Origin of the sequence: Streptococcus sanguinis (assembly GCF_003943655.1) — a bacterium.
Lineage (GTDB): Bacteria > Bacillota > Bacilli > Lactobacillales > Streptococcaceae > Streptococcus > Streptococcus sanguinis_F.
The window spans coordinates 29,252-52,148 of the sequence record NZ_RJMM01000017.1; the positions used below are offsets into that span (position 1 = coordinate 29,252).

The window sequence follows — 22,897 nt, forward strand, 5'->3', positions numbered from 1 at the left end:
CCTCGTTTCTTGGCTCAGACTAAAAAGATTCGATAGAGATTTTCACTTCCAAAATTCGTCAAAAATTGTAATTGGCAAATGGCGTTTGTGCTGACCTTTATGCCACCAAGATTCGATAGTTTCTTGGGCTTGGGTTGAAACGGACTTACCTTCAAGATAATCATCAATTTCATTATAGGTCACTCCCAGAGCGACTTCATCCGCAATCCCAGGTTTTTCTTCTTCCAAGTCAGCCGTCGGCACCTTTTCATAGAGAGCCGGATCCGCTCCTAAGGCGGCCAAAAGCTGCTTGCCTTGACGCTTATTGAGACGGTAAAGTGGTAAGATATCTGCTCCTCCATCACCAAACTTAGTGAAAAAGGCCGTGACATTTTCTGCTGCATGATCCGTCCCAATGACAGCCCCGCTGTAAGAACCGGCCAGAGCATACTGGGCAATCATACGACTGCGCGCCTTGATATTACCCTTGTTAAAATCAGAGACTTTGGCACCTGTTGCCTCCACAGCCTTTGTCATAGCATCGGCGGATTCCTTGATATTGACTGTCAGACTAACATCAGGCTGGATAAAAGCCAGAGCCTTTTGCGCATCATCTTCATCTGCCTGGACACCATAAGGCAGGCGGACAGCGATAAAGCGATAGCCATCATCTACAGTTTCAGCCCGCATTTCTTCTACAGCCATCTGAGCTAAGCGGCCAGCCAAAGTAGAATCCTGACCACCAGAAATTCCCAGAACATAACTTTTCAAAAAAGGGTGCTTCCTCAGATAGGCCTTGAGAAAGTCTATCGACTTGCGGATTTCTTCCTCCGGATTTATGACTGGTTTGACGCCCAATTGAGCGATGATTTCCTCTTGTAGACTCATTTTTCTGCTCCTGTCTGGTAGGCTTTCTTGCGCATCTGGTCAATTAAGTCCATCTTATCCTGCCAGATATCTCGAGCCAAGTCAACTGGATAATCCTGTGGATTGAGAACTCGTTTGTACTCGTCCCAAAGTTTATCAAATTCCTTACGGGCATAGGCTTGGATCTCAGTTAAAGTCGGCTGATTATAAACCAAATTCCCTTCTTGGAAAATGTCCACCAAAAGCGGTACGGCATCAAAATTTTTGACCGTTTTATTGATGTAGGTATAGGTCGGATGGAACATTTCCAGCTCTTCCAAACCATTGACATCAAGGCCGTCATAGGTAATGTAGTCTCCCTCGGACTTCCCTTTTTCGCGACTGGTAATGCGCCAAACCTGCTTCTTACCTGGGGTCGAAACTTTTTCGGCATTATTGGACAACTTGATGGTATTGCGTAATTCTCCAGTCTCATCTTCAATAGCAACAATCTTATATACTGCTCCTAAAGCCGGCTGGTCATAGGCCGTAATGAGCTTGGTTCCCACACCCCAGACATCAATCTTAGCCTTTTGCATTTTCAAGTTGAGAATGGTATTTTCATCCAGATCATTGGACGCATAAATCTTAGCATCAGGAAAACCAGCTTCATCTAATTGCTGCCGAACTTTCTTAGAAATATAGGCTAGGTCTCCCGAATCAATGCGGACACCCAGAAACTTAATCTTGTCTCCTAGCTCACGCGCCACCCGAATGGCTGCCGGAACACCTAGACGCAATGTATCGTAGGTATCTACTAGGAAAACACAGTTATGATGAGTCTCAGCATAAGCTTTAAAGGCATCATAATCATTTCCATAGACTTGAACGAGAGCATGGGCATGGGTTCCCAAGACTGGGATATCAAAGAGCTTGCCAGCCCGAACATTGCTGGTTCCATTCGCTCCGCCAATCACCGCAGCCCTAGTCCCCCAAATAGCAGCATCCATTTCTTGGGCACGGCGAGTTCCAAACTCCATCAAAGGCTCATCTTCGATAACAGAGCGGATACGAGCTGCCTTGGTGGCAATCAGCGTCTGAAAATTAACGATATTGAGAATAGCAGTCTCAACCAGCTGACACTGAGCCAGTGGACCTTCTACCTGCACAATTGGCTCATTGGCAAAAACCAAATCACCTTCCTGAACAGACCTTACGGTCAGGCTCATCTTGAGATTTCGCAAATAATCCAGAAACTCTCCGTGATAGCCCAGGGTTTGCAAATAATCTAAATCGCTCTGGCTGAACGTCAGATTATTGAGATAGGAAATAATTCTTTCCAAGCCCGCAAAGACCGCGTAGCCGTTATTAAAAGGATTCTTACGGAAAAAAACTTCAAAAACCGCATGCTTGTTGTGAATATTTTGCTTGAAATAAACCTGCATCATGTTGATTTGGTACAAATCAGTGTGTAGAGTTAAACTATCATCTGGGTACATCTTCTTGCTCCTTTACGCTAGATACCTTTTATTATATCATAATTCCAAAAAAGCTAAGCAAATCCTGTCAACTCACTTGAATAGACACACTTGCTTAGCTTATATTTTTATGCTTACTCTGTAAGATATTTGTAGGCTTCCTGACTGGCAATGGCACCATCGCCAACAGCCGTCGTAATCTGGCGCAGGTCTTTCTGGCGAACATCACCAACAGCGTAAATACCGGCTACTGACGTTTTCATCTGATGATCCGTCAGAATCCAGCCAGCCTCATCAGTGATACCCAAGTCCGCAGCAAATTCACTAACTGGATCCAGGCCGACATAGATAAAGATGCCACCAAAATCTGCTTGGCTAGTTTCACCTGTCTTGACATTCTTGAAGGTTACGCCAGTCACTTTACGCTCATCACCATGGATGCTTTCCACCACAGAATCCCAGACAAAGCGAATCTTTTCGTTGGCAAAGGCGCGATCCTGCAGCACTTTTTGTGCTCGCAGCTCATCACGACGGTGAACAATGGTCACACTTTTTGCAAAACGCGTCAGAAAAATAGCTTCCTCTACCGCTGAGTCACCACCACCGACAACCAACAGGTCTTCATTACGGAAGAAGGCGCCGTCACAGACCGCACAGTAGGAAACCCCGCGGCTGTTGTAGTCTTCCTCGCCAGGAACCCCCAGATGACGATGATTAGCACCAGAAGCAACGATGACTGTTTTAGCTTCAAAACGCTCATCTTCTGTGATGATTTCCTTAAAATCGCCCCGATCTTCAATTTTTTCTACTAGGCCAAAGAGATGTTCTACCCCTAGATTCTCAAGAGGCTCAAACATTTTCTCTGCTAGCTCTGGACCGCTGATATTGGCATAGCCTGGGTAGTTTTCAATGTCAGCAGTATTGTTCATCTGACCGCCAGGAATACCACGCTCCAGCAGGGCAACTTTTAGGTTACTGCGGGCTGCATAGAGGGCAGCTGTCATGCCGGCAGGCCCAGCTCCAATAATAATTGTATCGTACATAACTCTTCTTTCTCCTTGTTGTAACTAGAATTATTCTAACAACTTTTCTACAGTTTTACAAGCATTTAAGCTTTTAGGACAATGAGCAAGCCCAGCGTCGCAAAAGACAGGACTGGAATCGTCATAATGACAATCAGAAGGACATCGTACAGATGACTCTGGCGCTCCTTGGCTGTCTTGTCCTTGCGGCGAATCATCCGCAGTCCAATCCATAAACCCGCAATGATCCCTACACCGACTGCTGTATAAAGCAAGCTCTCGATATAAAGTGCAAATATTTGATCTAACATGTCAACTCCTCAAAGGTCAATCAGCCTTATTCTACAAAAATAAGAACAACTCCAAACCTAACCGTTAGCATAAAACACCAACTAGATAAGAAAGTTTGCTCCACAGTATGCTGAGACTGAAAACAAACTCAGCTGGTCTAGCCAACTGAGCCTTCACTGTCTCTATTATATCAAATATAGGTTCGTTTGTAACTAGCAAAAAATTCCTTGGTTCTTTCTTCCTTTGGATGATGGATAATCTCATCTGGTGTCCCAGACTCTATGATTTTCCCCTTGTCCAAAAAGAGCACCCTGTCAGCCACCTGAGCGACAAAGGACATATCATGACTGACCAGAATCATGGTTTGGCCAGACTTGGCTGCATCAGCGATCGATTTCTCTACTTCTCCGACTAACTCGGGATCCAAGGCCGAGGTCGGCTCGTCTAGCAAAAGAACATCTGGATTCATAGCCAAAGCCCTTGCCAAGGCCACCCGCTGCTTCTGACCGCCTGACAGATGTCTAGGATAGTGATTTTCTCGGTCTGACAAGCCAACCTTTGCTAACTCTTCCTTGGCTAGCTTAGTCGCTTCTTGGTCTGACAGTTTCTTAACAACCAACAGACCTTCCTTGACATTTTCCAGAGCAGTCCGGCGGGAAAAGAGGTTAAACTGCTGAAAGACCATGGCTAGCTTGCGGCGCAGCAGCAAAATCTCATCTTTGGAAATCCTTGAAAAATCCACTTTGAAGCCGTCGATAGTAATCTTTCCGCTGTCAGGCTGTTCCAGATAGTTGAGGCTGCGGAGAAAGGTTGACTTCCCAGCACCAGAAGAGCCAATCAAAGCTACCACTTCGCCTTTTTGAATTTCCAAACTGAGATCATCCAGAACCTTTTGACCTGAAAAAGTCTTACTTAAATGTGAAATATTAATCATCAGATTCCTTCTCCTTCTGCTTGCTGAAGCGATTCAAATTTATCCGGCTGCTTGATATCCATCATCTTTTCGATCCAGCGGCCAAGTTGCTCAATGAGAATATTGACTGCCCAATAAATCAGCGACACCGAGATAAAACGCTCAAAATAACGGTAGTCTGCCCCTGCGATAGCCTGCGCCTTGGCAAAAATTTCCACTACACCAGCACTAAAAGCCAGAGAAGTCCCCTTGGTCAAGCCAATCAGGGAATTAATCAGACTAGGCGTCGCTACCACTGCTGCATTGGGGATAATGACACGCATATAAACCTGCTTATTGGTCATCCCTAAGCTACGTGCAGCCTCGATTTCTCCCGGATCTACGGACAAGATTGCTGCCCGGATGGTCTCACTGGCATAAGCCGCTTCGTTGAAAGCAAAGGCAACAATCGCAAAGACAGACGCTGGAATCTCGTTGATATTAAAGCTTGTGCCATACTGCTGATTGATAGCCTTGAGCAACAAAGGAATCCCAAAATAGGTCAGCATGAGCTGGACCAGCAGAGGCGTTCCTCTCAGAAAGCTGACAAAGAAAGCCTGAATCGGATACAAGACTTTAACCCGATTAATCTTGACGACTGCAAAAACCATGGCAAGCAGAATACCAAAGACTGCACCACCCACCGTCAAAAGAAGGGTGATGGGCAGATTTTGCAAAATGCCCGGAATGGCCTCAAAAACAGCCCTTAAACTAAATAATTTACCATTTGGAATGATCTTGAGAAACTCCTCATACCAACCAGTTGTCAGAAGATAAGTTGTAACCACCATTATTACTTCCTTTTCTTGATAATGAAATATTTTAACATAAATCTGGAACAAAACAAAGAATTTGCTCCACTTGGACTAGCAAGCTACGGCCTTTTTGATAATTAAAATATGAGCGGTCTGTCCAAATATCCTGTAGCCAAATACCAAATAGACCGCATTAAGCCCAATATAAAAATAGACTAGTTTCACTAGTCTATCATATCTATCTCACAAAGACTAATATATTTTTCTTATCGCAGCGATAAGAAAAGTATATCACTAAAAGATTTGGCGCTTAGCCTTACGCTCTGCCCGGCCACGTGCACGATTCTCTGCTCGCTTAGTCTTGCGGCGCTTTTCGTTCACCGCCCACTGGATTTTTTTCTTGTAGCCTGGTTTGATTTTTTTCTTTTTCTTCTTGACCAGCCCCAGCATTTCTGTGTCCAGCTTCTCCCGGCTCTTTTCCCGATTGGCTCGACGGTCTCGGTCGTAGGTATCCTGGAACTCGTCATCTTTTATCATCTTGGGAATGAACTTAATCCCCATCTTTTCCAGCTCCCGAATATCTGAGTCGTCACTCGGCTGGTAGAGGGTAATGGCTGTGCCCTTAAGTCCATTACGGCCGGTTCGGCCTACCCGATGGACAAAGAAAGACAAGTCCTGAGGAATGGCATCGTTGATAACATGGCTGACACCTTCGATATCAATCCCCCTCGCGGCCAAGTCAGTAGCGACAATGTACTCAAAATCCAGATTCTTGACCTGATTCATGATGCGCTTGCGCTCCCGCGGAGCAATATCTCCATGAATTTTAGCAACTTTGAGTCCTTGAGCTGTCAGATAGCTGTGCAGCTCATCTGCCCTCGTCTTGGTATTAACGAAAATCATAGCCAGATAAGGCTGTAGGAGCTGACTGATTTGATAAATCTGGGCATTTTTATCTCGTCCCTTGGTTGACAAGAGCCAGTTTTCAATGGTGTCCGCAATGACCGTCTTGGTCTTAATCTGCTCAATGACTGGATTAGACAGGTATTTTTTCAAAAAAGGCTGAAGCTTCTGTGGAATGGTCGCTGAAAAAACAAGAAACTGCAGGTCTTTTGGCAGCCGGCCTGCAATCTTATCAACCGTCGCCAAAAAGCCCATGTCCAGTGTCATATCTGCCTCGTCAACGACAAAGGTCTTGGCCTTGTGAATGGCCAAATCGCCAGACTCTACCAAGTCATAAATCCGCCCCGGCGTTCCGATGACGATATGAGGCTGACTGGACTCTAACTTCCCAATTTGGCGAGCCTTGTCTGTCCCACCGACATAGTTGGCCACCCGAATCTCTTTTTCAGAAAAGCTAGCTAACTGCCGAGCCGCCTGATAAATCTGGGCTGCTAGCTCCCGACTTGGGGCTGTAATAACAGTCTGCACGCTGTCTGCTTCCTCATCCAGCATTTGAAAGATTGGCAGCAAAAACGTGTGGGTCTTCCCAGAGCCTGTCTTGGACTCACCGACCAAATCCCGATCTGACAATACCACAGGAATCAGCTTTTCTTGGACTGGAGTCGCTTCAACGAAGTTCAAATCCCTAAGCGCTTCCTGAATATATTCTTTAAACTTAAATTCTGTAAATTTCATCTTGTCCTCTATTCTATTATCCTAACTATTATACCAAAAAAACTGCCATCCTGCTCCCCCTCAAACCTAAGAAGCAGAAAAGCGAGTCTGAAACTCGCTTCTTGCTATAGATATAGAATGGCTAGGGTCAAGAGACTGCCCACGATGCCGATTCCCCAGAAGAAGAAATCGACTTTCCATTCGCTCCACTCCTTGCCATGACCACTCAAGCCGCCAAGTTCAAAGTGGTGATGAACCGGAGTCATCCGGAAAATCCGCTTGCCACCGGTCAGCTTGAAGTAGGTCACCTGCATCATGACAGAGGTCGTCTCAAACACATATACGATACCAATCAAGAGGAGGGTCCACTCTTGGTGAAGGGAAATGGAGATAGCAGCCAGCATACCGCCTAAAGCCAAGCTTCCCACATCCCCCATGAAGATTTTAGCAGGCTTATGGTTGAAAACAAAGAACCCTAGCAAGCCGCCAATCATGCTAATGATGATAATCAGAATATCAAAACGCTTCTGCTCAACAGCAATCACAGCATCGGCCACCAAACTAATGACCACCGAGATGCTAGCCAAACCATCAATTCCATCCGTCAGATTGACAGCATTGGAGAAGCCAATCAGCCAAAAAAGGACGAAAAAGACATAGAGGAAGCCTATCTGGACAGGAATGGTGAAGACATTCAGCTGGTCGCCAGCTCCGTGCTGATTGTAAAAGAAGTAAAAGACAACTCCACCGACCAGCTGCAGAAACAATTTCTGCTTGGGATTTAGACCCTCGTTGATCTTACGAAAAACCTTGAGAAAGTCGTCCAAAAAGCCGACAACACCATACAGGACCAAGATAAAAAGAATCATGATCAAGCCGTTGGACAGCTGATGCGAAAACAGACCGATAACAAAGCTGGCAAGAACAGCTGTCAAGAGAAAGACTGTGCCACCCATGGTTGGCGTTCCGGCCTTGGCCTGATGCTGCTTGACATCTTCGTGCATCTGTTGGCCTGTGATACGAGCCTTATGGTAAAAACGAATAAAGGCAGGAATGCCGATGATAGTTAGGATAAAAGTTACGATTCCTGCAATAAGAGCAATAAGCATATTAGTCTCCCATTGTAATTGTTATTTTCTTGAGATTTTTCAGCGAAGTATTGGTCTTCTCGCTCTGCTTGACGACCTTGGAGCCCTCTCCTTTGAAAGTGACTTCAATGCCCTGCCACTTCGCAAAACGTTCAACATTGGCCTTGGTCCAGCCGTACATATCGGGCAGACTTTCTAAATCATCTGACAAGATCAAAATCTGCTGATTGGCCTTGAGATTTTTGCCCTCTTTGACAGATACTTTTTTAATCTTGCCACCTGTTCCCAGCACAATTGGTTGGACTAGGTTGCGACTCAATTCATCTGCCAGACCGCCAGGACTGACTTGATGTTTCAGACCTAGTTGCTTGGTCAGATCTTCCAGTGATGGCATCTTATAGCTGGTTTCTTCAGTGACTGTTTCGAGAGCTGGAGTCGTCTCTGTCGTCAGATTAAGACTGTCTTTAAGAGCGACTGCTTCTTCCAAGACCGGATTGACCACTTCCTGCCAGAATATAGGCTGGAATTTTTCCTCGGGCTGCTGAACTGTCACATACATGATAAATTCCGGATTTTCTGCCGGCGTCATGGCAACAACTGAATAGATATTGTCGTTCTCGCCCTCTAGATAACCATTTTCAGAAGCGATCTGAGCGGTCCCTGACTTGACAGCGACATTCTGACCAGCCACTTGAATGACAGGTTCTCCACCGACATTCAGGGTTCCGTGGTAAGGGTCTGTTCCAACTTGAACCATATAATCCCGAGTGGTTTGAGCCGCTTTTTCTGAGACAGGATTTCCGATAATTTCCGTCGCAGTCTTACGAGCTGTATTGGTTTTTGGGTCATGGATAGCATTGATAAACTTAGGCTCCACCATGACACCGTCATTGGCTACAGATGAGAAAGCACGAAGCATCTGCACCTGTGTCACACCAATCCCTTGACCGAAAGAACTCATGGCAATCGTAACATAGTTATCACCTGGCAGGGAGCCATAGGTTTCATTGCCCATCCCAAAGCGGGTCGGCAGACCAAACTTAAACTTACTCAAGTAGTCCAGCCACTTGTCATTGCCCATCTTCTGCTCCAGAATGGTCATACCAACGTTACTGGAATAGGTAAATCCTTGGGCAAAGGTCAGGGTTTCCCCTTCTGAAATCCCCATGTTGACGTTCCAGTCCCGAATGGTCGCATCCATGACCTTGTATTCTCTACTGTCAAAGGTATCGTTAGGATTAAAGCTGCCATTATCAATAGCTGAAGCCAAAGTCATAACCTTCATAGTAGATCCAGGCTCGTACTGGCCTTGATAGAGCATGGTGTTCCAGTTGCCCAGATTTTTCTCATTCAAGCCTTCCTTGGTATCTGCATTATAGGTCGGCCGTTGAGAAGTGGCTAGGATTTCGCCGGTCTTGGCACTGACCAAGGTTGCATTGACAAACTTACCTTTGACTTTTTCCTGAAAAGCATTCATCCGCGTTTCTAGGTAGGTTTGCAAATCAGCCGACAGCGTTGTATAGACGTCCTTGCCGTCCTCTGCCTGTACAGAGACCTTTTCTGACCCAGGCACAACATTACCATTCCGGTCTTTTTCGTAGGTCACAATCCCATTCTGACCAGCAAGAATCCTATCCAGAGCCTGCTCCATGCCAGAAGTCCCTTTCAGCGTCTTATTGCCTTCCTTATCCTCCTGCAGCTGGGCAAGACCGATAAACTGGGAGGCAAAGACACCGTTGCTATAACTGCGGTTAGGACTGGTAGTAAAGTCAATCCCTTCAATACCAGCAGCTTCAAAGGCTTCCCGCATGGCATTCATATTACTGTAGGTAATGCCATTGCCCTGTGCCCCGAAGGAAACCTGCTTGAGGTTTTTCTGCGACAGCTGGGTTTTGACATAGTCCTTATCCAACTCTAGGTATTGATTGAAAATCTCTGCCACCTTATCATACTGGGATTCTTCTACGTAGAGAATCTTGCCGGTAGCTGACTTGTAGCTCTTGTCAATAATGGCATAGACATTATAAGTCGTGGCATCCTCTGCAATGGGAACACCATTTCGGTCATAAATCGTTCCCCGCCGGGCAGCGACTGTGACCGTCTTTTGATGGACTACTTCTGCACCCTTTGATAGATTAACACCGAACTTCTGGTCTGTTCCGATAATAATGGCAAAATTAATCAAGAAAACGAAAAAGAGAAAGATAGCTAAGATACTCATGCTCTTTCCCACTTGCCTCCGATTGTATTCAGGAGTTTGCCTATTTTTCAGGGCGTATTTTTTAATTCTTTCAAAAATTCTATTCTTCATCCGTTGAACTCACTGTTTTACGATTTCCCTTCTGGAGTTTCATATCCTGAGAGCTGGCTAGTTGGGACAGCCTTTCATAGCGGGTCAGTTCATTGACTTCCTGCTTGAGGTCGGCTAGCTCTGTCTGCTCCGCTTCAATCTGGGTATTGACTTCTGTCAAATCCCGATCCACCTGCAATAGCTTGGTCTGCATAAAGACGATGCTGACCGCTAAAATAATGGCAGTCAAAACGATAGAGCCGTAAAAGGCCTTCTCAACTCGGGAAAATTTTCTCATCTGATCTNGAAGCGGGTTTAGTCTTTTTTCTGACATTTCTTCCTCACTTGTGTATCTTACGGGCCACGCGCAGCTTGGCGGAATGAGCCCGGTTATTGCTTTCTAATTCTTCTTTGCTTGGTAAAATTGGTTTGCGGCTGACCAGCTCCAGCTTAGGCTGCAGTTCATCAGGGATAAAGGGCAGACCCTTGGGAACATCCACTGTCGACGCCTCCTTGAAAAGCTGCTTGGTCAGACGGTCTTCCAGCGAATGAAAAGTAATGACCGCAATCCGGCCGTCTACCGCCAGCAGATCAATAGCCTGCTGAATAGACTCATCCGCCGCTCCCAGTTCATCATTGACCTCAATCCGAATGGCCTGAAAAATCTGCTTGGCTGGATGGCCTTTCTTCTTCAGCTCCTTAGCTGGCTTGGCCGACTTGATAATTTCAGCCAGTTCTGTCGTTGTTTCAATAGGCTTGATACTTCTAGCCTGCTCAATCTTGCGAGCAATCTGCTTAGAAAACTTGTCTTCGCCGTATTTAAAAAAGATTCGTACCAAATCCTGATAGCTATAATGATTGACAACCTCAAAAGCTGTCAAGGCTGCCTCGCGGTTCATACGCATATCCAAAGGTGCATCCTGTTTATAGGAAAAACCACGCTCACGCTGATCCAGCTGAGGGCTGGAAACGCCTAAGTCATAACAAATCCCATCAATTTCTTCCACACCGGCTTCTTGCAAACGGCTCTTGAGGTGGCGGAAATTGTCCTTGATAAAGGTCACCATCCCCCGCTCTACATATGGAGCCAAGCGTTTTTTAGCATTGTCAATAGCCGTCTGGTCCTGATCAAAGGCATAGAGATGCCCTTCGTCTCCGAGCTGGCTCAAAAGATATTCGCTGTGACCAGCACCGCCAAGGGTCGCATCGACATAAATGCCGTCAGGCTTAACCGCCAGCTGGTCAACCGTTTCATGAAGAAGAACCGTAATGTGATGAAATTCGTTTGTCATATCTTACTTATTATATCACATTCAAAAGCAAAAAAAAATTTAAAAGAAAAAGTAAGCGGATGAAATCCTTTTTTAAATTTTTTGTCAGATATACTTGACACTTTTTTTGAAAAGTATTATACTAGCATAAAATAAAAGTCAAATATAACTGACAAACTTACTGAAAGTTATTAGTTATAGAATTAGAAAGGAAGGGTGTAATGAATCGTGTCAAAGAATTTCGAAAAGAAAAAAAGATGTCCCAGCTAGAGTTGGCCAAGTCTATCGGGGTATCGCGGCAAACTATCAATATGATTGAAAACAACAAATACAACCCCACCCTCGAGCTCTGTATCAATCTGGCTAGAGCGCTGGATACTGACCTCAACGCCCTCTTTTGGGAACCCCAGCTGACAGATGAAGATTCAGAGGACTAAGAGTTTTTCCCTGTAGCAAATTTCATACCTAAAGAAAGGACTCAAACATGAAAAAAGAAACATTCTCAGACAAGATGATCAAACGATTTTACGGCATTACTGGACCTTTGGACGAGCAAAAACGTCAACAGGCTGAGCATCTAGGAAATATAGGCTTTATCTGGCTTTTCTTTATTCTGATTTTTGGCAATGCCATCGCCTTTCCCCTAGCCTTTCGCTGGCCCAAAATTATCGCTGTTGCCTATCCTATCCTGCTGGAAATCCTTATCCTCGGCTTCTGTGTCTATATAGTCATTCAAGCACGGCGCAAAGGAATTGATGACCTAGAGCTAGGACTTCAGGATGAAAAAGAAGAAAAAGCTATGAAACATGCTGGTCTCAAAGCAGGTTTCTCCTATTGGCTACTCTTTTACCCTCTCTTCGGCATCATGATAGCTGTCATGGAAAAGAAAGATATCCTACAAGTTTTGCTTCAACCTAAACTTATTGTAACTGGATTAGCCGCAGGCCTTGGATTTGGACTGATTATGCATTTCATTGCCAAAGGAAAGATTCGTCAAGCACAAAAAAAGGAGGAAGAAGACCTATGAGACTCAATCTCAAAGAAAAAATGGATTTAGGGATTCTATCCCTCATTATTGCCATCGCTGCTTATTTCTTTTTCCGTATTACAGAGCCTTGGATTTTCTGGCTGGATGTAGCAATCATCGCTAGCTGCATCTATGTAGCTCTCCGTATTTTGAAAAAACGTAAACAAGAATAAAAGAACCCCTCGACAGGAACTTTCTAGCTTCCTAGCGAGGGATTTTTTTATATTTACTTAAGACTCTGGGTCATCTAGACTACGACCATGAAGACCTTTCTCGCGCTGAACTTGACGCAATTTTTCAGGTGTCACATCATTGCCATCCTCATCAACAATCTTGATGCCTTCGATGTGATGGCGAACAGAACGACGGTAGCCTTCGATGTACTCTTCACGAAGCTTGGCTTGTTCCACTTTTTCCTCAGCAGTTAGGCCTTCCGTTTTTTTCTTTTTAGCCAGTTCGTTGATGCGTTCAATTTTTTTAGGATCCATGATTCTACCTCTCTCTTACCTTTTATTTGGTATTAATCTGATTAAACTGCGCCAACTGGCCAGCCTTTGCTGTCAGAGATGCGAGGAGAGCTAGGCGATTGTTACGCACAGCCTCATCTTCTGCCATGACCATGGTATGGTCAAAGAAAGCGTCAATAATTGGACTAAGCGCAAAGAGTTGGTCCAGATTGGTAGCTAAGTCAGATGTCAGCTCCACTGCTTCAATGGCAGCTGCCAAGTCTTTTTCCTCTTGATTTTCAAAGAGAGCTGGATTGACAGCTGTCTGCCCTTGGGCTTTCTCAGCTAGATTGAAGACCCGAGACAGGCTTTCGACTGCTGACTTGAAGTTGGCTTCCTGAGCTTTTTCTGCTAGAAGCGCAGCTGTTTCTACCAAATCGCGTACAACGAAGTGAGTGCTTTGAAGAACAGCCGTCACGATGTCTTTCGGAATGCTGCGATCCATCATCTTCTCAACACGGGCACGGAAGAAGTCCAGCACCGCCTCTTGATTGTCATAGCTTAGGCTATCAAACTTGAGTTCGTAAAGTCGACCAAGAAGCTGAGCCAAGTCAATATTCCAACCAAACTTATCCAAGATACGCACGACACCCTGAGTCGAACGGCGCAGTGCATACGGGTCATTAGAACCACTTGGAATCAGCCCAACTGAGAAGAAGGACAGAATGGTATCCAGCTTATCAGCCAGAGCCAAGACTGCTCCGACCTTGGTATCAGGTAATTCGCCATCGGCTGAAGTCGGCATATAGTGCTCCCGAATGGCAGCTGCCACCGCAGCATTCTCACCAGCCAGAAGAGCATACTTCTCACCCATGATACCTTGCAGCTCATCAAACTCACCAACCATGCCAGTCAGCAAATCAAACTTATAAATAGACGCTGCACGAGCCAAGTCAGCTGTCTCATCAGCATCCAATCCTGCTTCTTGCGCCAAGAGAGCAGCAATCTTGCCAGTCCGCTCCATGTGCTCTGCCAGAGAGCCAATCTTTTCATGGAAGGTCACATTGCCCAGCTTTTCAACCAAGTCAGCAATAGCCAGTTTTTGGTCTTCCCGCCAGAAGAATTCCCCATCTTCCAGACGAGCCACCAAGACTTTCTCATTTCCCTTGATGACATTTTCCAAGTGCTCTGCATTTCCGTTGCGGACAGAGATGAAGTGCGGCAAAAGTTTGCCTTCAGCATCGCGCACAACAAAATAACGCTGGTGCTCTTTCATGGAAGTTACCAAGACTTCCTCAGGCACCTCTAAATATTTGGCATCAAAATTACCCAAGAAAGCAGTTGGATATTCTACCAGATTCAACACTTCATTGAGCAAGTCTTCGTCAATCTCAATTGAAACTCCGTGCTCCTCTTCCAGTGCTCGAATCTGCTCAACAATCATATCACCCCGCTCAAGAGGGCTGGCAATGACAAACTGAGACCGTAGATCATCTTCATAGGAATCTGCTGAAGTAATCTCCGTCTCTTTCCCCAAGAAACGGTGTCCACGGCTGGTACGACCGCTCTTGATGTCCAAGAATCCCAAATCAAAGGCCTGCTCATCTAAGAGCACAGTCAAGGTGTGGACCGGGCGGATGTATTCAAAGGTATTGTTGGCCCAGTGCATGCTGACAGGGAAGGTCAGAGCTTGCAGAACTTCGGTCACTGCTGGGATGATTTCCTCTACAGGGCGGCCGATTTCTTCCTTGGTCACATAGACGTATTCTTCCCCCTTGATTTCACGGAAAGTAATGTCATCAACCGTTAAGCCCTTGCCACGAACAAAGCCTTCAGCAGCCTTGGTAAAGTTGCCATCAGCATCCAGAGCAATTTTCTTAGAAGGGCCTTTGAAATCTTCGGTCAAATCAGACTGCTTGTCCGCCAAGCCAACCACGCGAACCGCCAAACGACGAGGCGTTGAGAACATTTCAATTTTCTCAAAAGTCAGACGATGGTCTGTCAGGAAGGCTCCCATCTTGTCGCGCAACTGCTTCATGCTCGGTGTCACGACATAGGCTGGCATTTCCTCCAAGCCTAATTCAACTAATAAATTTTTTACCATGATTATTCTCCCTCCTCTGCCAAGAGTTTCTCGCGAGTCTCTGCATCCAAAAGTGGGTAGCCTAGACGCTTGCGCTCAGCCACAAAGGTCTTAGCCACAACACGGGCCAGATTACGAATACGAGCGATATAACCAGCCCGCTCTGTCACAGATACGGCGCCACGCGCATCCAAGAGGTTAAATGTATGCGAGCACTTGAGAACATAGTCATAGGCCGGGTGCACCAGATGCTCGTCTAGACAGCGCTTAGCTTCTGCTTCAAACTTCTCAAAATTCCCCAAGAGCAAGTCTTGGTCGCTGACCTCAAAGCTGTACTTGGAATGCTCATACTNAGGATGAGTGAAAATTTCGCCGTACTTAACGCCATCAGCCCACTCAATGTCGTAGACTGAGTCCACTTCTTGGATATAAGAAGCCAGACGCTCCAGACCATAAGTCACCTCAGCAGTCACCGGGTGAGTTGGCAAACCTCCGACCTGCTGGAAGTAAGTGAACTGCGTGATTTCCATTCCATCCAGCCAAACTTCCCAGCCCAGACCAGCAGAGCCAGTTGATGGATTTTCCCAGTTATCCTCGACAAAGCGGATGTCGTGCTCCAGCGGATTGATGCCCAAGAGTTCCAAAGACTGCAAATAAAGTTCTTGGATATTGCTTGGAGAAGGCTTCATAACCACTTGAAATTGATGGTGCTGATAAAGACGGTTAGGATTTTCCCCATAACGGCCATCTGCTGGCCGGCGAGACGGCTCTACATAGGCCGCATTCCACGGCTCTGGTCCAATAGCCCGCAGGAAGGTATAGGGACTCATCGTTCCTGCCCCCTTCTCATTATCATAAGCCTGCATGAGCATACAGCCCTGGTCATTCCAGAACTGCTGTAAAGTTAGGATAATTTCCTGAAATGTTAATTTTTTAGACATTATTTACTCCTTAAGTTTCTTGAGATTCTTGCGAAGCGTTCAAAAGGGAACGATTATTTCCCTTTTGAAAAGCTAGTACATCGCCTAGACAAACCGCCCCATAGCGGTTGTCGTCAGTCAATCGAACCTTTAGGTTCGCAATTGACTTTGGCGAGGTGAAAAGTCAATTTTTTAGACATTTGTTACTCCTTTTGTTTGTTTATATCTCTTTGTCTATTATTTTCTGCTGTATGAACCAATCCAACAAGGGAAGTGTTTTATCCGTGTTTGCCCACCGATGATAAGAATCAAAGACCGCTTGCACGCTGCCTAGATTTTCTACTAGCTTGTCAACTGTCAAAAAACTGCGCCAGTATTCGTAAAAAATACTAGCATAATTCCCTTGATAAGTCGAAGTGCCGAAATCATTCAATGAGTGCCAATCGTGCTTTTTCTGAAAAAGCTCAACGAGAGACTGATTACAAGCTTTTTCTGCTCGAAATTCCTCAGCTGTAAAGAAATACTTGCGGCTAATATACTCAGCCATACCTTCTTCAAACCAGATATAGGCACCGTATCCATCAAAATCATCTGAAAAATGCTCCGACCAATGAGCTAACTCATGGCCCACAATCTGNAAGAGAGAATTTTCAGACAAAGACTGATAGTGGTTGGCTATTGCTTGAGTTTGGTGAGAGGACTCGTAATTCTCCAACTGAAAGAGATACAAATCTTTCCAAACCGCCAATTCGGGAGTCATAACCATCCGCCTATCATTTGTATAGGCTGGTACAGGAATTTCCCGAATGATCTGCGTAGCAGAATCAAAATCGGACCAAATGATGGCTTGCGGTAAATCATAAACCGCAAACTCGTCTTTTAAAAAAGCCAGATAATCCTGCAACTTTGCGGCATTCTTTGCGACGAAATCTCGAAAAGCTGCTAATTGGTTCTCGTCTTTTACAAGATAAAGGTTCTCCACGAATCTCCTTTCTTTCGAACAATAGACTCAGTACGCAAAAGAACCACATCCGACACTCCTAGGCTATTTCACCTAGGGGCGTCAAGACGCGGTTCCACCCTAATTTATTACTTCATTACTTTAAAAATTATAACCGAAAGCGCCATCTGCACTGCTTCCCTATCCGGCTCACACTATCCCGAACTCGCTAAAAAGTAGACAATGAGAATTCTTTCTAAAAAAGATTATAGCAGAAAATAGGGCCAATGTAAAATACTTATCGAAAAATCCCTCAAGTTTCAACTTAAGGGATTTTTAACTGACTTGAACACCAATTAGACTTGTTTAGGTTTTTTCGGTTTAACTACTCTTGGCTTTCTGCCATCAAGTTTTCTCTTGGCTGCTCTGAGATTGGCAATGGCTTCTTTGACATCTTCCTGGCTGGCACCTGGATTAGCCAAAATTTCCTTAGCCTGTGCATAAGCTTCTAGATAAGCCGACTTCACCGCGTCAGTCGCATAGATAAACTTATTGCTGATGGCTTGGTAATGCACTTCATCATCAACTAGCTTCTTGAGATTGGTAAAGTTAGTCGCCTTACCATCCAGCTTCTTCTCTGCTGTAGTCAGCTGAGCTAGAGCTGTATCAATTTGCTCCTGGGTCACCTTGTCCTGCACCAAGAGCAGAGCGACTGCTTGGAAGGCCTTGTCATAAGCGCGACGAGTCTTATCCTTAGCATTGGCATAAGCTCCTGTCTTAGTAGTAGCTGCATAAGCTTCCACAGCTGCTTTAACCGCAGTAATATCAGAGTCCTTGCCGTCTAGATCAGCAGATGCTGTTTCTAGTTTTGCTCTTACGGCATCGACTTGCGTTTGGGTCAGTTTGCTTGTCAAAGCTTCCTTGGCTGCCTGATAGGCTTGGTCGTAGGCTGTGCGCTTCGCTGCAGAAGCATTGTAATACTGAGCAGTGCCGACCAGACTAGACTGCTGATTGACAGCTGCCAGCAAGCCTGACTTGACGATAACTCCTAACTTAAGCAGGTTATTCTGGCCTTCTTTGACCTCGACAGTCGGCTCACTCTCCCAGAGCTCGTAGCCAGTCGGCAGGTTGACAAAGACAGAGTAGAATCCAGCTGCTACGGATCTTCCAAAGGCATGTTTGCCAAACAGTTCTGCTGGAAGCGTATAGGCATCGCCATTATTATTCTTGAGAACCACTTGGGTATTCTTCGGAACAGCTTGATCAAAGGCAACGCTGACCGGTGCAAAGACCAGCTTCTTGACCAGAAACTCAATCGTCTTAAAACTATCCTGGGCTGTCAGCTCAAACTCCTGAGTCAGAGCGCTGTAGAAACGAAGCCCATCCTTATCATAAGTAAAGATCTCTGCTGTATAGCGACCAAATGGCAGAGCGTTGATTTGCTTGCCCTTGTCCAGTTCGACATACTTGCCCTTGCTGTCCTTGATTCGATAGACAAAGGTCGACGATATATCTTGATGCGTATTAGCATCGACCAGAGCGACACGGATACGACCATCATTTTCAGCACTGACTAGGTCTGACAGAGCTATGGCATCACGGTTACCCGCATAGTCCTCTACCACATAGAAAATCTTAGACTTGTCCACTCCTTTTGGCAAGGTGTAGCTACCATCCGCATTGGCTGAGATGTAAACTCGACGCTCGTAATCACGCTCAATGCCAAAATCATCCACGGCTTTATAGGTCTCTTTCCCTTTTTCATCTGCCTGCAGATAGAAGACTTGTTCTCTCAAAATACCGCCGTTGCCGACATCTTTTGGCTTACGAGCCGTAAAGGTTTCCGCACCATCCTTGGTACTGATATAGCCTGAGCTAATCAAAGGCTTCTGATTATCAATCTGCAGGTTAAAGCTAATCTGCTGCTCTTTAGCACCTGGTACATCTGGCGTATAGCGAACCACATAGGTATAGAGGCCATCTTCCAGCTTCTCACCCTTGCTATCACGACCATCCCAGTATGTATCCTCTAGTAGGTAGGACTTAGGATTGTCTGACTGACCACTATAATAGTTCTTGCGGCCTTCTCTAATCGTGCTGCTCTGCCAGATTGGGAAGCGATAGTCCTTATCATCTGCCGTATAGACACTAGCTGTCAGATTATTGATATTTCGATAGAGAACTGTCCGATACTGGATGCTGTCCTGATTGCCATCTCCATTAGGGGAGAAGGCCAGACGAATCTTGCCATCCGCTCCCAGCTGCAGCACATGCTTACCATCAGCATTTTCTGCAGTTCCCAGTACAATTGAGCTGCGAGCAGCTGTTCGACCGGTCGAATAGAGCTTGTCATTGGATTCCGTCACAAGCGAAGAGACATTGTCATCAGACAGGATACTCTTGTCCTCTGGCACTGGGTAATAGAATCCTGACTTGCCTTCTTGGACCAGATCATAGATTGGTCTTTCTACAGCTGGAAGATCTTGGAATTGCCCACGGAAGCCCATAAATGGCAGACTAACAACATCGCCGTCATCTGATGGATCGACAAAGCGGACAAAGCCTTCTAGGAAATAGCCATTCGGCATCTGCTTGAGCAGCTCTTCCGCAAACTTAGCAGTATTTACCTTGACCGTCACTTTTTGGCTGCTGTGAGCCTTGACCGTAACTTCTGGCCAGACCGTTTCAGTTAGTTTGCGAGGTGTCAGGGTAAAGTAGCCATCCTTGACCGCATCCGTGTTGGTATTGACAATCATCTTCAGTGTCCGATCCTTATCCGTGATATTATGAACCGTAACATCAAAGGTGAAGCTGTCTTGGACATTGCCCAAGGAAACGCTAGGATATTGGTTATCTCCTGTCACATAGAGACCGGTAGAAATAGCCGCTGCCGTATCTACGATACCAGCACCCTGCTGACGCGGAGAGGTATGGACACCTGTTTCCTTATTGACGTGCAGCTTGGCTGTGGACATGATGAGCGCTTTGACCAAATCGGCATTCTGGGCAGGTGTCAGGTCTGGATAGTGCTGAAGGAGATATTCCTTGACCAGAGCCGCTACACCAGCCACATGAGGGGTAGCCATACTGGTTCCCTGCATATTGCCATAGGTATTGTCGTTAAGTGAAGAGTAAATATCGCCACCTGGCGCTGTCACATCTGGCTTGAGCAAGCCATCTGTCGTTACACCCCAACTAGAGAAGTCAGACAGACTACCTGCTCCTGGATGCGGCCGATTGACCTCAAGACCATTAAAGACTACCTTGTAATTACCAGCTGCCAAAGCCTCTCCATATTCCTTACTGATAAAGGCTGACGGAACCTTTTTAGATTCACTGTCCAGGCTCATCGTTAGGTTAGCTCCGTCAACATTATTGTAGATCAGAGCACCAACAGCACCATGGCTGATGGCATTTCTAACCTTTTCAGCAAAGGTAAAGGAACCTCGCTGGATAAGGGCCAGCTTCCCTGTCAAATCCTTACCAGCAAAGTCCTCTTCACGACCAAGACCAACATGGACATACTCATATTCCTTGCCCTTTTCAAAGGTTGCATTTGTCTCACCCATGGAGTAGCTGAAATGACCGTTCAAAAGCTTATCGTTCTTTTCCAGACCACGAACTTCCATGACTTCCTCTGTCAGAACTGTGTTATTGACAGAAGCGACTGAGATAGAGCTTTCTGCTGTTGAAGGACTGCCAACTAGACCATAGTCTGGATTTTCAACCAGCGGTTTAGAGTATTCACTTCCGAAGGTATTGTCATTACCCGCTGCAATGACAACGCTCACCCCCTTGGCCCGAGCACGCTCAATAGCGGCCTGCAGACTAGGACTGACATCAACCGTTGAACCTGTTGCTGAACCTAGACTCATATTGATGGTATCAGCCCCTAAAGCCACCGCATCATCAATGGCTTTGATATAGATAGCGTCACTAGTTGTGCGTTGACGGTCAGAGAAGACCCGCATAAACATAACCTGTGCTTCTGGTGCAACACCATAGACATACTCATTATTAGGCGCTTTCTTGTTGGGATTTCCCGCTGTAATCCCTGTTACGTGCATACCATGTGAGTAACTGTTCTTTTCCTTGATATTGTCATCACCGTCGATATAGTTATAGGCATAGACAACCTTGCTATTGTACCACTTCCCGTAGTCAATGCCGGCCTTTTTCTTGGCTTCTTCCAGAGCTGCCTCTGTCTGATACTTGGCCTTTGATGGATCAGAAATCTTCAGAACCTCATGATGGACATCCAGACCTGAGTCGATAATCGCTACCAGCCGGCCTTGACCTTTATAGCCCTGAGACCAGGTCTGAGGAACCTTGATAATCTCATTGGTACTGATGCTGCTTGGTTTAGCATCCCGAGAAGTTGGTGAATCTGCTACTGCATCAGGATTAGCAGCAGACTTGTCTGAGTTTGCGGCTGCCGGAGACTCTGCTGTCGGACTAGCTGGAGCTGTCGGATTGGTCTCTGTGGCAGATGGTTGAGTTATCTTCTCAGCACTTGAAGAAGCCTCTTCTGATGAAGAAGTCGCTCCTTTCTCTACAGGAGCTGCAGATGCTTCCTTAGCCTCTGTCGTAGAAGGCTGGCTAGCATGCTCTGTACTTGAAGTAGCCGATTCAGAAGAAGCTAGCGTTGCTTTCTCCACAGTAGCTGAACTTGCCGGCTGACTCTCAGGTGTAGCTGCTTGAGAAGCGGACTCAGTCGCTGATACCACAGCAGTAGATGTCTGACCTTGCCCTGACGAACTAGCTGTCGCCTGCTCATCCGCCTGAGCCTGTCCCGCACCAAAAACCAGAGCAGTTCCCAACAGAACAGAAGCCAGACCGAACTTGTATTTACGGAGTGAAAAACGTTGTCTTTGCATAGAAGTCTCCTTACTTTATTTATAAACCATATTATAATAAAAATTTTCTGACAATTCATACACTCCTAACAAATGTAACAAAAACGTAATAATGACGAACGTTATAGTCAAGAAAAGCTATATGATAAAGTTTCAAGCATCTATTTATTTGAAACATAGAATAAATACAGTTTAAAATCCGGAAATAAGAAAAAACCAATCAGAACTAGCGCAGAATGGACCAGTTTGATTGGTTTGTTATAGGAACTTTATGAAATATTATTTCTCAAACTCATCAAAAAACTTCTCTAGTTCTTCCTGAGCTTCAGGCGTTGTGACTCTGAGCTGGCCCAGCAAATCTATAAGGTCAGCTGTTTTATTATCAATCTCGCTGTTGGTGCGATTAATATTGGCGACAATCTTTGTTAGTGGAGCGACTTCTATGCTTCTAACCACTAGTCTATCATCCTTTTTTGGAACTCAACAAAAATCGTCCATGTTTGCTCCAGAATCTATTGAGTTCTTACATGTTACTTGCAGATGCTCTACTTGAAAATACTTAGGTGAATCATAAGTTCCATATTGGACCTCTTTCACTGATTGTAACAATATTTTATCTCAATTCTTTGAAACGTTACCAAAAGATTTTATGGTTAATCATTTCTTCTGCTCATTAATTCTCGTTTTTTATCTTCAATTAACTTTAAGTAATTTGGAAATTTTCTATTCTTTTCTATCATTTGAATTGCTGATATCTTCCCTAAAAACCGTTTCAACAATAAAGATAATTCTGTTTCTGATAGATTTCCATTTTTTATTTTTAAAAATAAATCATGAGTTTCTTTCTGTAATTTATTTGGCGCTTTTAATTCGTTACCAACTATTACACAACCTGTAATTTTTGTATAATTTAATTTACTTACTTTCGACTTAATTAAATTAATTTCCAGAGAATTTGATTCTATTATACTAACAATTTCCCTCAAGCAACGCTTTAAAATTCTTTTTCTGGAAGAAAAAGTTAAATCATCATAAT

Annotated in this window: 20 protein-coding genes and 1 pseudogene; 3 read left to right on the forward strand and 18 right to left on the reverse strand. The window is 45.2% G+C overall.

Going from position 1 to position 22,897, the window contains the following annotated elements:
• Nucleotides 1-42 precede the first annotated feature (42 nt).
• The 11 genes from nadE to rsmH form a co-directional block, all read right to left on the reverse strand.
• The gene (gene nadE, locus D8886_RS07945) at nt 43-867 is read right to left on the reverse strand and encodes an NAD(+) synthase (RefSeq protein WP_125331636.1); all 825 of its coding nucleotides are present in this window, start codon (nt 865-867) and stop codon (nt 43-45) included.
• On the reverse strand, nt 864-2,324 hold the full coding sequence (locus D8886_RS07950; protein ID WP_125434989.1) for a nicotinate phosphoribosyltransferase: 1,461 nt from the start codon (nt 2,322-2,324) through the stop codon (nt 864-866). Before D8886_RS07950 ends, nadE begins: the two co-directional genes overlap by 4 nt.
• A gap of 113 nt (nt 2,325-2,437) precedes the next feature.
• Nucleotides 2,438-3,346, reverse strand: coding sequence for a thioredoxin-disulfide reductase (trxB, locus tag D8886_RS07955; RefSeq protein ID WP_125434991.1), 909 nt, complete (start codon nt 3,344-3,346; stop codon nt 2,438-2,440).
• Nucleotides 3,347-3,411: 65 nt separating this feature from the next.
• Nucleotides 3,412-3,636 (reverse strand): DUF4059 family protein, encoded by a 225-nt coding sequence (locus D8886_RS07960; RefSeq protein WP_002893522.1) that lies wholly within the window; start codon nt 3,634-3,636, stop codon nt 3,412-3,414.
• A 170-nt stretch (nt 3,637-3,806) separates the two neighbouring features.
• The gene (locus tag D8886_RS07965) at nt 3,807-4,550 is read right to left on the reverse strand and encodes an amino acid ABC transporter ATP-binding protein (protein WP_125434993.1); all 744 of its coding nucleotides are present in this window, start codon (nt 4,548-4,550) and stop codon (nt 3,807-3,809) included.
• The gene (locus tag D8886_RS07970; RefSeq protein WP_185761274.1) at nt 4,550-5,359 is read right to left on the reverse strand and encodes an amino acid ABC transporter permease; all 810 of its coding nucleotides are present in this window, start codon (nt 5,357-5,359) and stop codon (nt 4,550-4,552) included. The genes D8886_RS07965 and D8886_RS07970 overlap by 1 nt, the downstream gene beginning before the upstream one ends.
• A gap of 258 nt (nt 5,360-5,617) precedes the next feature.
• Nucleotides 5,618-6,961, reverse strand: coding sequence for a DEAD/DEAH box helicase (locus D8886_RS07975; RefSeq protein WP_125434995.1), 1,344 nt, complete (start codon nt 6,959-6,961; stop codon nt 5,618-5,620).
• Between the two features lie 104 nt (nt 6,962-7,065).
• On the reverse strand, nt 7,066-8,049 hold the full coding sequence (gene mraY / locus D8886_RS07980) for a phospho-N-acetylmuramoyl-pentapeptide-transferase (RefSeq protein WP_125434997.1): 984 nt from the start codon (nt 8,047-8,049) through the stop codon (nt 7,066-7,068).
• A 1-nt stretch (nt 8,050) separates the two neighbouring features.
• On the reverse strand, nt 8,051-10,339 hold the full coding sequence (pbp2x, locus tag D8886_RS07985; RefSeq protein WP_125434999.1) for a penicillin-binding protein PBP2X: 2,289 nt from the start codon (nt 10,337-10,339) through the stop codon (nt 8,051-8,053).
• The gene (gene ftsL, locus D8886_RS07990; RefSeq protein WP_125435001.1) at nt 10,329-10,652 is read right to left on the reverse strand and encodes a cell division protein FtsL; all 324 of its coding nucleotides are present in this window, start codon (nt 10,650-10,652) and stop codon (nt 10,329-10,331) included. Before ftsL ends, pbp2x begins: the two co-directional genes overlap by 11 nt.
• A 7-nt stretch (nt 10,653-10,659) precedes the next feature.
• Entirely contained in the window at nt 10,660-11,610 is a 951-nt protein-coding gene (gene rsmH, locus D8886_RS07995; protein ID WP_002911280.1) for a 16S rRNA (cytosine(1402)-N(4))-methyltransferase RsmH, read from the reverse strand.
• 200 nt (nt 11,611-11,810) lie between these two features.
• Here rsmH and D8886_RS08000 point away from each other — a divergent pair, with 200 nt between their 5' ends.
• The 3 genes from D8886_RS08000 to D8886_RS08010 are packed head-to-tail and all read left to right on the forward strand — an operon-like array spanning nt 11,811 to nt 12,789.
• The gene (locus tag D8886_RS08000) at nt 11,811-12,026 is read left to right on the forward strand and encodes a helix-turn-helix transcriptional regulator (protein ID WP_002896937.1); all 216 of its coding nucleotides are present in this window, start codon (nt 11,811-11,813) and stop codon (nt 12,024-12,026) included.
• 47 nt (nt 12,027-12,073) lie between these two features.
• Entirely contained in the window at nt 12,074-12,616 is a 543-nt protein-coding gene (locus D8886_RS08005) for a DUF3278 domain-containing protein (protein WP_111675379.1), read from the forward strand.
• Nucleotides 12,613-12,789 carry a hypothetical protein gene (locus tag D8886_RS08010; protein WP_002914288.1) on the forward strand — a complete coding sequence of 59 codons (177 nt, stop codon included), beginning with the start codon at nt 12,613-12,615 and terminating at the stop codon, nt 12,787-12,789. Before D8886_RS08005 ends, D8886_RS08010 begins: the two co-directional genes overlap by 4 nt.
• Nucleotides 12,790-12,846: 57 nt before the next feature.
• On the opposite strand, the gene D8886_RS08015 is transcribed toward D8886_RS08010, so the two are convergent.
• The 7 genes and pseudogenes from D8886_RS08015 to D8886_RS08040 all read right to left on the reverse strand — a co-directional run.
• Nucleotides 12,847-13,104 carry a DUF896 family protein gene (locus D8886_RS08015; protein ID WP_002916326.1) on the reverse strand — a complete coding sequence of 86 codons (258 nt, stop codon included), beginning with the start codon at nt 13,102-13,104 and terminating at the stop codon, nt 12,847-12,849.
• 22 nt (nt 13,105-13,126) lie between these two features.
• Complete coding sequence (glyS, locus tag D8886_RS08020) at nt 13,127-15,166, reverse strand: glycine--tRNA ligase subunit beta (RefSeq protein WP_125435002.1); 2,040 nt, start codon at nt 15,164-15,166, stop codon at nt 13,127-13,129.
• A 2-nt stretch (nt 15,167-15,168) separates the two neighbouring features.
• On the reverse strand, nt 15,169-16,086 hold the full coding sequence (glyQ, locus tag D8886_RS08025) for a glycine--tRNA ligase subunit alpha (RefSeq protein ID WP_125435004.1): 918 nt from the start codon (nt 16,084-16,086) through the stop codon (nt 15,169-15,171).
• Between the two features lie 199 nt (nt 16,087-16,285).
• Nucleotides 16,286-17,047, reverse strand: coding sequence for an elongation factor Tu (locus D8886_RS08030; protein ID WP_125435005.1), 762 nt, complete (start codon nt 17,045-17,047; stop codon nt 16,286-16,288).
• A gap of 314 nt (nt 17,048-17,361) precedes the next feature.
• Nucleotides 17,362-21,882: a S8 family serine peptidase gene (locus D8886_RS08035; RefSeq protein WP_125435007.1), complete on the reverse strand. Its 4,521-nt coding sequence runs from the start codon at nt 21,880-21,882 to the stop codon at nt 17,362-17,364.
• Nucleotides 21,883-22,140: 258 nt separating this feature from the next.
• Nucleotides 22,141-22,317 (reverse strand): hypothetical protein, encoded by a 177-nt coding sequence (locus D8886_RS11710; RefSeq protein WP_185761275.1) that lies wholly within the window; start codon nt 22,315-22,317, stop codon nt 22,141-22,143.
• Between the two features lie 197 nt (nt 22,318-22,514).
• Nucleotides 22,515-22,897 (reverse strand): annotated as a pseudogene (locus D8886_RS08040) (reverse transcriptase family protein); the annotation flags it as partial.